This window comes from Kiloniella sp. (assembly GCF_048270245.1).
GTDB lineage: Bacteria > Pseudomonadota > Alphaproteobacteria > Kiloniellales > Kiloniellaceae > Kiloniella.
In genome coordinates, this window is the sequence record NZ_JBLWTH010000005.1 from 190558 (window position 1) to 203334 (window position 12777).

Genomic DNA, 12777 nt, shown 5'->3' on the forward strand with positions numbered 1-12777 from the left:
CTACATCCCTAGTTTGGTGTGTGTTTATAGGCCTTTATATTGGCCTATTTTCAAGGGAATAAGCAATCCGTCCGTATAAGGAGATCACCATGTTAGGCGTTATTGGCGCAATGAGCGAAGAGGTCCGTCTTTTACTGGAGCAACTAAACGATAAAAGCGAAAGTATCCATGCCGGGATTACCGTCACCACGGGAAATTACAAGGGAACAGATATCGCCCTAGCACAATCGGGCATTGGCAAGGTCAATGCCACGATCTGTACCCAAATGATGATTGATCTCTTTAAGCCTGAGAAACTGGTTTTCAGTGGCGTAGCAGGTGGGTTGCTGCCCAATATGCAAGCCGGTGATATTATCATTGCCAGTCATGTCGTGGAATACGATATGAATTTGACTGCTTTCGGACGGCGCCACGGCGAAACCCCCGGTCGAGAAAGGCTGATTGAATGTGATCCCGATCTTGTCGGCAAAGCTACCACAGCTTTTGATACTGCATTTGAAGATGTCGAAGACGCCCCCAACCTCATGCTTGGCACGATTGCATCTGGCGATACCTTTGTGCAGGACCGCGACAAACTCCGTTGGCTCCAACGTGAATTTGCAGCACTTGCGACAGAAATGGAAGGTGCAGCCTTTGGACAGACCTGCCGCCTTAACGGCCTACCATTTGTTGTTATCCGGGCTTTATCTGATTCCTCTTCTGACAGTGCCTGCGAAGATTTCGAAGCCAACCTGCATCGCGCCTGTCTTAACTCTTTCGAGCTAATGGACCTGATGATCCCTAGTGCTCTGAAGGACTGGAACCAAGTCGATCGTCGAAACCGCGAGGACTGAGCCTGAAAAGACCGAAACTCCTGAAAAGACCGAAAGCAAAGGTCCAAACGCAGGCAGGATAAAAGCGTATACATCAGCCGAAATGAAATGAAGTGATGGACGGTTCAACGCAGTCCACCACGCCAAAATTTTAGCCGGAACTGAACAGCACAATTCCCAATAGAATTTATTTACTCCGGCAACTTCTTTACTCTGGCAACATCTCGCCAACCTGTTTTTCCAATGCCTTTGGATCACTCAGGAAACCAGCATGAAATTCAACAGCCATCGGATCGGGATAAACATCTTCAATATTGTTTTCTACAGCTTCAAGAACCGCCTTCACGACTGAACTCGGGGCCGTTTTATCCAATGGTAAACCAGCCGTCATATCCGTATCAATCGGTCCGGGATATACACCAACAACATGAGTTCCCTGTGCAGCCAGTTCTGCGCGCACCCCTTGGGTAAGCGAGTGAACAGCCGCTTTGGAAGCTGAATAAGACCCAAGAGCAGGAAAATTAAGATATCCAGCAACGGATGAAATATTAACAATTGCGCCACCGCCATTTGTCTTCAAAACAGGTGCAAAGGCACGGATCATATTTAAAGGCGCAAAGTAATTTGTTTCCATTTCATCTCGGGCATCATCAAGCGACGGTGCGGTCATAAAGCTGGTAAAACGAGCAATCCCCGCATTGTTAATCAGCAAAGAAATATCTTTGAAATCATTCGCAATGGACTTGATTGTATCAGGTTGGTTCACATCCAAAGTAACCGGAATAACTTTGCCTTCACTTTGCAGAACCAAATCTGACAACTTATCTACGTCACGCGCTGCGGCATAAACCTTGGAAGCCCCGGTAGCAATCAGTTCTTCGACAAAGGCACGGCCAATACCACGGTTAGCCCCGGTTACAAACGCAATTTTATCCTTAATATTACTCATTATCTTTTCCTCAAAAACGATGCCTATTGTATAGGTCAAATTAAATACCAATGAGTATTAAAATAAGAAAACCCAACAAGATGTCAAATTAAAATACCGATCGGTATTAATTTTAATTGCAATCTTATAGCGCGCCTGCGGCGACTCTGAGTCTCGTCTTGGTTCGTTCTATTTGTGGCTTGAAGAAATAAATTTACCTGATAAAATACCAGTCGGTATATATATTTGATTGAGATGACCATGGGACGCGGCCGACCACGCAAAACAGATCCGGAACAAGCACTCGACACAGCAATGAAAGTCTTTTGGAACAAAGGCTTCGAAGGCACATCGATGAGCGACTTGGTCTGCGCAACAGGCATGGCAAAACCGGGGCTCTACGCCTGTTTCGGCGATAAAGAGTCTCTCTATAAAAAATCATTAACCCGGTATTTTGATAATCTCGGCACGCCCCTGCTTGATGATTTGGAACATTCGACCGATCCCTTACCCATAGTCGTCCGTCGATTTTTAGAAACTGTCGCCCATTCAATGCTGGATGAAAGCTGCCCCAGCGGCTGCTTTGTTGTGAATAGCCTTATTGAAGGCGCCTCGCAACATCCCGCATTAAAAGCAATTGGGAAAAAATACGATCAAAGACGCCGGGATGTTTTTTCCCAACGATTTGCCAATGCCCAGAAGAACGGTGAAATCCCGACCCAAGTGAATGCCCAAGCACTCGCAGATTTTTTTGCTGCTCAATCCCTTGCTCTGGGCGTTATGGGACGAACAGGTACAAACGAAAAAGAGTTGAGCAACTTTATTGATGTTGCCATGACGGCTTTACCCGCAAATCATTAAAACGAAAAGCTGTCCGAAATATTCAAGACCGAAAGAAAACACGCCTTTAATCTGCTTGTTCATTATTTGAAAACATCAGATTAAAGGAGAAGCAGGTGCAACTCGCCTATACCATTCTTTATGTTCAGGACGTTCCCGCAACATTGGTATTTTACCAAAAAGCCTTTGGCTTTAAGCAGAAAATGCTTCACGAAAGTGGCGATTACGGAGAACTTGATACGGGGCAGACAACTTTGTCTTTCTCGTCTCTTTCCCTCATGAAGGAACTGGGGAAAAACCCGTCATCCCCGCAAAAAGAACATCCCTGTTTTGAGGTCGCGTTCACCACGGATAATGTCTCAGAAGCATTTGATCGCGCTTTGAAATCTGGTGCAGTATCCGTTCAAGAACCAGCCGAAATGCCATGGGGGCAAACAACAGCCTACGTAAGCGATCTTAACGGGTTTCTGGTGGAAATCTGTACGCCAATAATAATGCAGTAATCACAAACACCGACTTAAATCAGAATATTTTAATCTACGACAAAAATTTCAATTCTCGCCATCTATAATAAGTATCTCTTATTGCAGGTACTTATTATAGATACGATGATACGTTCCGTCATCACGCATCTCGGACAACGCCGCATTAAAAGCGGGTAAAATGTCAGCATAAAAAGAATCTTTTCGAATGAGAAATCTGAATTCAACTTCGTCAAAGGGATAGGTACCCTCTTCGAGTATTTCACTGTGTTCTTGGTTAAGCTTCCCCTCTTTGATCAGGCGATTTATATTATATTTCAAGATAAAGTCATGCTCGATCATCCCATCAAAAGATGAACCTCTTTGAACCAACATAATTAAGGCCTGTGTAAATTTGGGCGCATAGGTCACTTTCAAATTTTTTAAATTTTCTTCGGCCCAACCATTTCCCAAATATGACAAAAGTCTAAAATCCCTAAGATCAGCTGCGGTTCGCGCTTTCAACAGAATATTTTTATTTGGATTTTTTTTATTTGCAAACAATCGCCAGGTAAATGTAAAGACGGGATCACTCGCGGACAGGTACGATAAGCGTTCAGGAGTTGCTATTGTCAACATTGCGTCCCCCTTCTTGCTCTTAACCAAAGATTGCGTCCGTTTCCAGGGGTAAAGTTGAATAGTCAACGGCTTATCGAGCCGATTAAAAATTTCTGAAATAACCTCTATAAACAAACCTTTTGGGCGATTATCTTCTCCATTGTATATAAAGGGTTCGTAATCTGAATCATCCAACCAAACAAAACTTTCAGATGCCTGGCTTTTCCCGATTGCACCACTCATCATGAACAGGAAAATACATATTGGGAAACTTAATCGACTAAACATTAATGTTCCTGTTCAAATACCTAAATCTTTTTGTGGTTACAAAATTTTATCTTACTAAGTTCTAAACATTCATTAATGAGTTGTTGATTTTTATTGGAAGCAAAAGTTCAACACAAATTTAGTAATTATCAATACTTCCCGTATAAAGTTTATTGTGAAATATCGTTTTAAGGGGAAAGGATCAACAGGGTGCGCAGTTTTCTATATCTGTCACCCGGATATAATGCGGATTAAGTTACGTTTTTTTAAAAATTTTCTTATCGTAGCCCCTTTACAGGTGCTGTTTATTCCCGCCGTTTTTGCTGAGCAAGAAACAATCACAATCTATGCTGTGAACTATCCCCCTTATTCTATTGAAACCCCAAAGCAAGACGGGCTAAGGGGTTTTGATGCAGAGGTTGTTATAGAAGCTTATGACAGGGTCGGCATCCCCGCCACCATCGAATTTATGCCTTGGGCCAGAATTATGATGCGGGCTGAACAAGGGAAAATAGCTGCGGCATTATCCTGTGCCAAAGCCAAAAAAAGAGAACATTTTATTTCCTATTCCCCCCCGATCAGCAGCGCAACACACAGCTTCGTTGCAAAAAAGACTTATGATGGGGAAACTCCTCGTAACTTACGGGATGCACACGACAAAAAAATCACTGTTGTTGACGGATACACAACCAAGTTGGAGCTTAAAAGTGCCGGAATTCCCTATCAAGCTGTGATAAATGATGAAGCAGGCCTCAATGTATTGTTAAAAAGAGATTTTGATTTTTTCTACTCAACCCGAGAATTCGTACAGTACATAACTTCGGGTAAAATAATCGCGTCACAAATAAAGTATTTTGACGTGAAGGAAACATCATATCATCTCTGCTTTAGTCAAGGTTGGCCGTCATCCAAATTTTTACTGACAAAGTTCAACAAAGGGCTGACTGCAATTAAAGCGGATGGAACTTACGACAAAATTCATGCGAAATATCAATAACAGTTGATATTTTAAAAGGTTAATTTAACCGCCTAAAGAAGATGGCATCCTTCCAAAATGTATCAGCTGTAAAATCAGGACAGATACAAATATCACCCATATCCCGTTTGAAAAACATCCTGCTGCCGGGTTACCTCGGCAAAGGTGCGAGGACTAAGGCCAAACCATTGTCGGAATTCACGGGTCATATGTGCCTGATCTGAAAAACCGTAATCAAAAGCAAATTCGGCAAGCGATCTTGCGTTTATTATATCCCGTCCGGCCCTGCGCACACGGGCCAACCTGTGCCAGAAAACCGGAGACTTTCCGGTTTCATTTACAATAAAGCGTTGCAACGTTCTGGAAGACACTCCCAGATCAGACGCAGCATGACTGACGGTTACAACGCCAGAAGCAAGGCACTGCAACGCATCCTCGGTCCGAAGATGATTGGTTGTATAATGATCAATCAAATCAAGGACCTTTCCACCCGGCAAATGCCCCCTAACAGATTTCAAAAGCTGCGCGGCTTGAACCCCTGTCCCCGGTCGTAATCGATACCCCGTAAAATAATCCCCCTTGAAGACGGGCACAACTTGACTGGTCGCGGATAAATCAGACAGAAACCATATAGGTGTCTGCCCCGCTCGAAATTTAAAAATAAGGTCACAACATCCATCGGGAATAATAAGGCTCTGGTCATTGCTGACTGTGGTTGTTTCCCATATCTCCAGCACATTACTGCACATAGCACTCTTCACAATTGGCATATTTCTATCCAAAGCATAAAACCATGTTTGCCCTATAAATGGTAGCTCTCAAAAAAATACGACATCCTTATTTACCCGCGTCCTTTTCTCTGTTCGCTATTCAGTTTTGGCAGTGCGTGTTCACAAAAGTGTGAGGCATGGATTTATTTAAAAGCCTCCCATTGAAAATAGAACAATCGGTCTAAATATGTTTAAAACCGATTGGTACTAATTTAATAATCGAACACAAATAATACTATTTTCTAAGGACGAAAAAGATGAGCTTTACCCTGCACACCAAAGAAACAGCCCCTGAAAAAAGCCAATCACTTCTTGATAATGCAATTGAAGCATTTGGCATGGTTCCAAATTTAATTGCGGTTATGGCTGAGGCCCCGGCCACTTTGGAAGCCTATCAAACCCTACATTCTCTTTTTCAGCAAACAAGCTTTGATGCCGAAGAGCTGACCGTTGTCTGGCAGACCATCAATGTTGAACACGAATGTCACTATTGCGTACCTGCGCACACAGCAATTGCCCAAATGATGAAGGTCGATGCCGGCATTATTGATGCCCTGCGTAACAAAACTGACCTGCCGACGGAAAAGCTTCAGGTCTTGCGCAGAACAACACTCGCCCTTGTCAAAAACCGTGGGCGTCTTGCACCTGCGGATGTTCAGGCATTCAAAAACGTTGGCTATGAAAACAAACAGCTTTTGGAAATTGTACTTGGTATTTCTCAAAAAGTGATCAGCAACTACACAAACCACTTGGCAGAGACCCCATTAGACGAGCCATTCAAACAGTTTGCGTAAATCTAAAATCAAAAGGCCCGAGCAGATCTTTGCTCGGGCCTTTTTTATCACAGAAGAAAAATTCCATCCCTTTTACCAGAGATAAATGTTACCCGCGATAAATGCCACATCTAACAATGTTGCCATGATAAATCAGGTCTGCGGTAAATCAGGTCTTCCGCGTAAAAGCCAACGCAACCCCGGTAATAACAAGCAAGGCACCTGTTATTTTATTTCTAATGGCTGCGCGACGTGCGCCCAAAAGATAGGGCCGTAAACTGCCCGCCAGAAAAGCGTAGGTCGTATCCAAAAAGGCTGCAACGACAAGAAAGGTAATGCTCAAAACAAAAAGTTGCCCGGGTGCAGATAAGGCCGGGTCCATAAACTGAGGGAAAAAGGCAGCATAAAAAATAATTGTCTTCGGGTTCGTGATCGCGACAACAACCCCTTGTAAAAATAACGATTTTCCCCGCTTTGTTGCAACCTGATCTTCCAGTCCCTGTCCCTTACTGCGCCACGATTTTATGCCGAGATAAATCAGATACAAAGCCCCCGCAAGCCGCAGAACATCAAACCAGTTCGACAACGCACTTAGCACCCACGCCATCCCCAAACCGCCGATAAGGAAAAGCACTACATTCCCTAAAACAGTGCCCATGACATTGGCGACGCCCGCCCGTGTACCTTGATTAAGGCTGTTCGCAATAACCAGCGTCACAATAGGTCCCGGAATAATTGCCAGTACTGCCGTGGCCAAAACAAAAGCCAGCCACAGGTTTAGATTTATCGCGATATCAAACATGCCTTCACACTTTCTTGTCAGATTTTCATGCCTAAGCAAAGAACCGAAATAAAAAGGAAGTCAAGTATCTCATAAACAAAAACACTACGCTTCATATCATCTCGAGAGACAAATATCTGCGCGGAAAGAAAAAGCCCATACCGGAGCTTTTAGGTAAAAAGTTCAGATATCAAGAATAAGGTCACTGCCCTCTGCCTGATTAGCCAAGACTTACCAACTGCCAATGTTTTCCATAGATGCCCAAGGCTCTTGAACAGGTAGAGATCCATCAGCATGCAAAAGCTCAATAGAAATCCCGTCAGGTGATTTGATAAAAGCCATACGTCCATCCCGTGGCGGACGGTTGATTGTCACGCCTTGGTCGATCAGCTTCTGGCAAAAATCATAGATATTATCTACGGCATAGGCTAGATGACCAAAATTACGATCGCCAGACAACTCTTCTGGGTCGTAATTGTAAGTCAGCTCCAGCTCTGCTTCTGGTTGCCCCGGTGCCGCTAGCATGACAATGGTAAAACGCCCCTCGGGATTATCAAAACGCCGGGTTTCGACCAGGCCCAGTTTGTTGCAATAAAAATCCATAGAAGCATCAAGGTCAGAGACCCGAACCATGGTGTGTAAATATTTCATCCCATTTTCTTTCGCTTATCATCATACAACATTTGAATTGTTTAGCATGCTATCCACAAATATCCCTTTTGGAAACAGAGAGATAATCACTAAGCTCAGAGCCATGAAATGCCCATTAAATAAATCATAACCGTTTGAGATAATCACGGAATTCCTTACCCGCTTCTCTGCGGAAGTTCTCCCCTGTTCGCCGGACACTTTGCAAACGGTCGATGCGAAAAGACCTGAAGTCATCGCTTTTTTCACACCACGCGGTCAAAAGCCATACCTTGTCAAAGGCTGTAAGACCAAGCGGGCGAATAACCCGTTCACTCGCTTGATCTTTTAAATCAAGATACTGGATCTCTAACAAAGCTCTGTCGCGAACGGCTGTCCTTACCGGGCTAAGGAAATCAATGGTTTCTTCTTCTGACTTTGGCTGAACGGAATAGGCCAGCAATGGCGCATCATAATAGCTGTCTTCCATATCTTCGGGCAGCACTGCCGATATTTTCGCGGATGCCCGTGTTGCCGCATCCGCCAACGGTTTGTCCCCGCGTGCCGCGACCAGCCGCATTCCGATAATGATGGCATCCAGTTCATCTGCATCAAAATGCAGAGGCGGCAGGAAGTACCCCTTTTCTATCTGATACCCGATGCCTCCTTCGCCGCGTACGGGTGCGCCCATGGACTGTAAAGTCACCATATCGCGATAGATCGTCCGCAGTGAGACCCCTAGTTCTTCGGCAAGACTTTCGGCTGAGACAGGCTGACGCCTTGCCCGCAAGCAATCGAGAATGGAGAAAAGTCTTTGAACGCGCATCATTTTTCCAACTTAGAGTAACTACCCTGACATAAATTGTCAGGGGTATCCAGTATAACTCCTCTCGTAAGCCCATGTGCCAAATGATTATGAGTACGTGGCAGCAGGACAGCACAGGCAATAAAGCCACTGATATAAAACTGATATTGATAGAAATGGAAGAACAGGCATGTTCAAAAAAGATCTTGGCCCCCTCAAAGCGATGGGCTTTGCCCGTTATGAAAAACGCGACGGTGTCGAAACCGCCGAAATCATCGAAGCAGCCCTGAACTGGCGTCATGATTTCCTGTCCACCCAAGAAGGCATCGCCATACATTGTTTTCTGGGAAATGATAAAGGACATTTTGCCGATGCCATTATGGCAAACGACCATCAGTCTTTTATGTCGATGTGCGAAGCCCACCCCCAAGCCAAAAGCTCTCAAGAATTCATGGCGTTACTCAAGCCAGACAGTATTCGTCTTACCCCTAATATGATCCTCAAAGAAAACGTGGGTGTGCCGACAGATTTTTCCTGTATTGAATTTGGCACTTTCAGCCCAAAATCACCGGAGCAGTTTGATGAGAAATCCATGCTAGAAATATCCGACAGGATCGAACAAAAATACCTGAGCAAGTTTGTCGAGCCACGGGCTCATTTCATGGGCAAGGTAGATGACACAACCTATTCCGAAATAGCCTTTGTGGAAAATCTAGGTATGGCACGACGCATTTGTAACGGCTATGTTCAGGATGATACCTGTCTGGAACTTTTGGATATTTTTGATCCAGAAAGCGTCGATCTGGACTTCTGGTTCAAACTGGCCTGATCGCAAAGGCCCCGAACTCATGGGATCTCAATTACTGATGCCATGCTTTGAAATTTCCCTGTAGATCTCTCAGTATGGTACTTCTCTCTACTCTTGTTTTTCATTTAAAATCGTTGCTTTATGGCGGGACCACCTACTTCGCTTGATCTCAAGTTAACCTACGGATGTAAATGTGTCCCCCATTCTACAAAAAGCTGGTAGAGAAAATGGAAGAACAATCAAAACGGGTATATGAATGAAAATTTCATGCGCCAATTAAAGAGCGCATGCTGTTTTTTTAGACTGGAACAATCTTGAAGGTTTGACTAATCTCTATAATGAAAATTTATTATAGAGAAGCTATATTATGCGCGTTTTATTCAGTGTTTTAATTACAGGTCTGATCTTGTTTGGTGCGTCTGTACAGGCGCAATCAAACGACGATGTAACAACAGTGAATGAGATGAAGCGTAAGAGTGATGAATGTCGCGCTAAGCGTTATATCATTGAAGATCTTGAGGTGCCGGCTTATAAAACGTGCATACATTCTTGTTCCGCATCAGATACTTATTATCTGCGATCTATGAACGGCACGCCACCATCAAAAGAAGAAGTTAAGCGCACTGTTGAGGCATGCAATACATCCCATAAAGAAGTCATGGAAATAGTTGCAAAGACGCAGGGTGTTTCACCTTCTGTGCGCTTGGGCTTAACGGCTTTAGACTATCAAGACAAAATGGATCGTCATCATAAAAGATGTTTAGATACTCAATCAGTAGAAGCATGTGATTGCGCGACAAAGAATCTGTCTGCAAAGCTCAACGTCGCTTATAGAAGTATAGAGCGCTCCTATCCACGTGCGCTGGCTAGCTGTAAAACAGGGAAACAACTGCGATATTAGGTGCCTTCTAAAACGCAAAACAATGGCAATTTTGCAAATATTTTTTAAACATTTTGGATCTTGTGCCCGAAGCCGACTATCTAGCCATGGAATCTGACCCGGCTTACCAAGCCCTTAATCAGGGCATACTAAACATTGATGCCATCAAGGAAGTTATAAGCGTCAAAATATTTAACGTCGATGCCTCAAAGGGTGTTGCCGATCTCTAGCGCTGGTCAAGACGGCAAATATCCGTCATAAACCACCCATCACTTGTAACGATTACACTAACGTTCAACGCCGGGCTTGTTTATGGAAACATGGTACTACTGGGCAGATAATCAGGAATTTGGCCCTGTAACGAAATTGGAACTCTATAAGCTTTTCAAAGCCAATGTTATTGCGGGCTACAGTTTTGTACGTCCGCATGCCCCGCAAACACAGGACAGCGACACATGGCTTGCTTATAAAGAGCTCAAAATCCGTAGAAGTGATTTCACTTGGGATGAATTAAACGGGGCAAACCTGGATGATTCAGAGTTAAATGACGAAGCCTCAAGCGAAGATGCCCCCAAACAATCAACAGCTTCCGAAACAGCTTCAGGGGGGCAAGATAACAACCACCGAAAAGGCATCTGGAATGATCTCTCCCCACATCCCTGGCGGAGATATTTTGCCCGCTGGGTTGATATATCAATCTATGCCAATCTAATTTTTTCCCCCGCAATGGCTCGCTTTACCCCGAACGACCTTAACCAATATATGCAACAGCTCTCCATTATTGATTTAGTCGCAATCCTGATTGTGATACCTGTGCTCTTTTTTAGCTCTGTTGCCATCATAAACACGGTTTTAACCGGAATATTCGGTACAACAATTGGCAAGTACCTTCTTGGGATAAAAGTCCTTTCCAAAGACGGCTTACGACTTTCCATGAAGCAGACAGCCAAACGTGAGACCTTGGTGTACGTAAAAGGTTTTGCGCTTGGCCTGCCCGTCTTGTCCCTCATCACCCAGATGTACGGCTATTTTGATCTGACGATGGATAAAACAACATCATGGGATAAAAGTCTCAACACCACAATTGACCATAGGGAAAACAACGGACTTCAATTCTGGATCAGTCTGATCGTTATTGGTGTATATCTTTATTTTTCCCAAAGCCCCTATTCGCCCTATATCGCGTGGCTCTGAACTTTAGCTTCACGCTACAATAACAGCCGACTTGCGCTCCTCAGCATCCATGGGTTCAAAGATGGTTTCGCAGAAATCAAAAATCTCGCGAGAGACTTCGAATTGAAAAGTTTCCGTCTGCGCTTCGTTCCGATGGCTCACACGATCCCAGCGGGTTTCTTTATCAACATCCAGATAGTGCACCTGATAATCACAGCCATGATCTTTCAGGAAATCAGCAACCCTTTCACGCTGACTTTTGGCGAAAAAACCCAAGTCGAGAATAACCGGAACGCCTTTACTCACGACTTTAAGCGTTTCTGTTAGCTGTTGGCTTTCACACCGTTGTGTTCGTTCCAGCGCCCAAGAATAAAGTGGCGGGTCCGGCATATCCATAACGAACAGGGTCTTCATCCACTCATCAACGGAAAAGATAATAGCATTTTCCCGCTCGGCCAACTTCGCCGCATAGGTGCTTTTCCCTGCCCCCGTGTTTCCGACAATCAAATAAACACACGCCAAAATTTAATTCCTAACATTTACATAAATTAATCTACGATAAAAATTACACGTTAAAAATACTGATCGAAATTATTTATACATATTCTCAACATCACTTCGCATCGAAGTACATTATCGCTTTTTCTTTTTAGCATCTAATGCTTCATGAAATTCATCAACAGCAAGATCTTTCACAGAAACGTACTGATCAGTTCCATTTTCACGCTTAAACAATATAACTGACCACTCAACGTCATTAGATACAATTAGAGGTCCAATTCCATAAATCATAGCTGGCGGAGTGCGCCTTCTCCAACCACTTTCAGGATCATATCCCGAAGAGTATAATGCGACACAAACCGCAAAACCTGTGTATTCTGTATCAGCTATTTCTGTTTCATACTCTTCACAAACAAAAGAGTTTTCTTCTAAATTGAGAATTACACTTTGAAAATTATACTGCTCAATAAGCAATGTAATTTTTGTTTCAAGCTTTTGTTCTGCCTTTAATAATTGATTGTCTCTGAAAGTTGCAAACTGTGAAGAGCTGTTGTCTTTAGAATAGGTCGGTATTGGAGTGCTTGTTAGCGAAGAATACCAAATATCCGATAAAAAACTCTTAGGTTGAGAGCAAGCGGACAAGAACCCGCCGATAAATAGCATATACAAAACAAACAAAGATCTATTACGTTTCATTTTCCCTCTCAGAAACAACAAACAACATTGATACAAAAAGAAAATTGACCTTCCTTTTGCA

The 12777-nt window shown here is 43.6% G+C and carries 17 protein-coding genes; 9 read left to right on the forward strand and 8 right to left on the reverse strand.

What is annotated here, in order from left to right; translation table 11 throughout:
* Positions 1 to 89: 89 nt before the first annotated feature.
* The gene (locus tag ACN0W5_RS13170; RefSeq protein ID WP_417454550.1) at positions 90 to 833 is read left to right on the forward strand and encodes a 5'-methylthioadenosine/adenosylhomocysteine nucleosidase; all 744 of its coding nucleotides are present in this window, start codon (positions 90 to 92) and stop codon (positions 831 to 833) included.
* A gap of 187 nt (positions 834 to 1020) precedes the next feature.
* Here the strand turns inward: ACN0W5_RS13170 and ACN0W5_RS13175 are convergent, their stop codons facing one another.
* Complete coding sequence (locus tag ACN0W5_RS13175; protein ID WP_417454551.1) at positions 1021 to 1761, reverse strand: SDR family oxidoreductase; 741 nt, start codon at positions 1759 to 1761, stop codon at positions 1021 to 1023.
* Positions 1762 to 2001: 240 nt separating this feature from the next.
* Here ACN0W5_RS13175 and ACN0W5_RS13180 point away from each other — a divergent pair, with 240 nt between their 5' ends.
* Both ACN0W5_RS13180 and ACN0W5_RS13185 read left to right on the forward strand, forming a co-directional pair.
* Positions 2002 to 2601, forward strand: a complete 600-nt coding sequence (locus ACN0W5_RS13180; protein ID WP_417454552.1) for a TetR/AcrR family transcriptional regulator — start codon at positions 2002 to 2004, stop codon at positions 2599 to 2601.
* A gap of 95 nt (positions 2602 to 2696) precedes the next feature.
* A complete protein-coding gene (locus ACN0W5_RS13185; RefSeq protein WP_417454553.1) occupies positions 2697 to 3083 on the forward strand; it encodes a VOC family protein in 387 nt (128 codons plus the stop codon).
* Positions 3084 to 3161: 78 nt separating this feature from the next.
* Here ACN0W5_RS13185 and ACN0W5_RS13190 read toward each other — a convergent pair whose 3' ends face one another.
* A complete protein-coding gene (locus ACN0W5_RS13190; protein ID WP_417454554.1) occupies positions 3162 to 3947 on the reverse strand; it encodes a substrate-binding periplasmic protein in 786 nt (261 codons plus the stop codon).
* 223 nt (positions 3948 to 4170) lie between these two features.
* On the opposite strand from ACN0W5_RS13190, the gene ACN0W5_RS13195 reads away from it, so the two are divergent.
* Positions 4171 to 4923: a substrate-binding periplasmic protein gene (locus ACN0W5_RS13195; RefSeq protein ID WP_417454555.1), complete on the forward strand. Its 753-nt coding sequence runs from the start codon at positions 4171 to 4173 to the stop codon at positions 4921 to 4923.
* Positions 4924 to 5015: 92 nt separating this feature from the next.
* Here ACN0W5_RS13195 and ACN0W5_RS13200 read toward each other — a convergent pair whose 3' ends face one another.
* Positions 5016 to 5672 (reverse strand): helix-turn-helix domain-containing protein, encoded by a 657-nt coding sequence (locus ACN0W5_RS13200; protein ID WP_417454556.1) that lies wholly within the window; start codon positions 5670 to 5672, stop codon positions 5016 to 5018.
* A 257-nt stretch (positions 5673 to 5929) separates the two neighbouring features.
* On the opposite strand from ACN0W5_RS13200, the gene ACN0W5_RS13205 reads away from it, so the two are divergent.
* Positions 5930 to 6466 carry a carboxymuconolactone decarboxylase family protein gene (locus ACN0W5_RS13205; protein WP_417454557.1) on the forward strand — a complete coding sequence of 179 codons (537 nt, stop codon included), beginning with the start codon at positions 5930 to 5932 and terminating at the stop codon, positions 6464 to 6466.
* A 148-nt stretch (positions 6467 to 6614) separates the two neighbouring features.
* On the opposite strand, the gene ACN0W5_RS13210 is transcribed toward ACN0W5_RS13205, so the two are convergent.
* From ACN0W5_RS13210 to ACN0W5_RS13220, 3 genes are all read right to left on the reverse strand, one after another.
* Positions 6615 to 7247, reverse strand: a complete 633-nt coding sequence (locus ACN0W5_RS13210) for a LysE family translocator (protein WP_417454558.1) — start codon at positions 7245 to 7247, stop codon at positions 6615 to 6617.
* 210 nt (positions 7248 to 7457) lie between these two features.
* Positions 7458 to 7877 (reverse strand): VOC family protein, encoded by a 420-nt coding sequence (locus ACN0W5_RS13215; RefSeq protein WP_417454559.1) that lies wholly within the window; start codon positions 7875 to 7877, stop codon positions 7458 to 7460.
* A gap of 124 nt (positions 7878 to 8001) precedes the next feature.
* Entirely contained in the window at positions 8002 to 8679 is a 678-nt protein-coding gene (locus ACN0W5_RS13220; RefSeq protein WP_417454560.1) for a helix-turn-helix transcriptional regulator, read from the reverse strand.
* A 169-nt stretch (positions 8680 to 8848) separates the two neighbouring features.
* Here ACN0W5_RS13220 and ACN0W5_RS13225 point away from each other — a divergent pair, with 169 nt between their 5' ends.
* The 4 genes from ACN0W5_RS13225 to ACN0W5_RS13240 all read left to right on the forward strand — a co-directional run bounded on the left by ACN0W5_RS13225 (position 8849) and on the right by ACN0W5_RS13240 (position 11540).
* On the forward strand, positions 8849 to 9487 hold the full coding sequence (locus tag ACN0W5_RS13225; RefSeq protein WP_417454561.1) for a hypothetical protein: 639 nt from the start codon (positions 8849 to 8851) through the stop codon (positions 9485 to 9487).
* Between the two features lie 346 nt (positions 9488 to 9833).
* Positions 9834 to 10367 (forward strand): hypothetical protein, encoded by a 534-nt coding sequence (locus tag ACN0W5_RS13230; RefSeq protein ID WP_417454562.1) that lies wholly within the window; start codon positions 9834 to 9836, stop codon positions 10365 to 10367.
* A gap of 62 nt (positions 10368 to 10429) precedes the next feature.
* Entirely contained in the window at positions 10430 to 10576 is a 147-nt protein-coding gene (locus tag ACN0W5_RS13235; RefSeq protein WP_417454563.1) for a hypothetical protein, read from the forward strand.
* A gap of 82 nt (positions 10577 to 10658) precedes the next feature.
* Entirely contained in the window at positions 10659 to 11540 is an 882-nt protein-coding gene (locus ACN0W5_RS13240) for an RDD family protein (RefSeq protein ID WP_417454564.1), read from the forward strand.
* A 9-nt stretch (positions 11541 to 11549) separates the two neighbouring features.
* Here ACN0W5_RS13240 and ACN0W5_RS13245 read toward each other — a convergent pair whose 3' ends face one another.
* Both ACN0W5_RS13245 and ACN0W5_RS13250 read right to left on the reverse strand, forming a co-directional pair.
* The gene (locus ACN0W5_RS13245) at positions 11550 to 12041 is read right to left on the reverse strand and encodes an AAA family ATPase (protein WP_417454565.1); all 492 of its coding nucleotides are present in this window, start codon (positions 12039 to 12041) and stop codon (positions 11550 to 11552) included.
* Between the two features lie 111 nt (positions 12042 to 12152).
* Entirely contained in the window at positions 12153 to 12716 is a 564-nt protein-coding gene (locus ACN0W5_RS13250) for a hypothetical protein (protein WP_417454566.1), read from the reverse strand.
* Between the last annotated feature and the right edge of the window lie 61 nt (positions 12717 to 12777).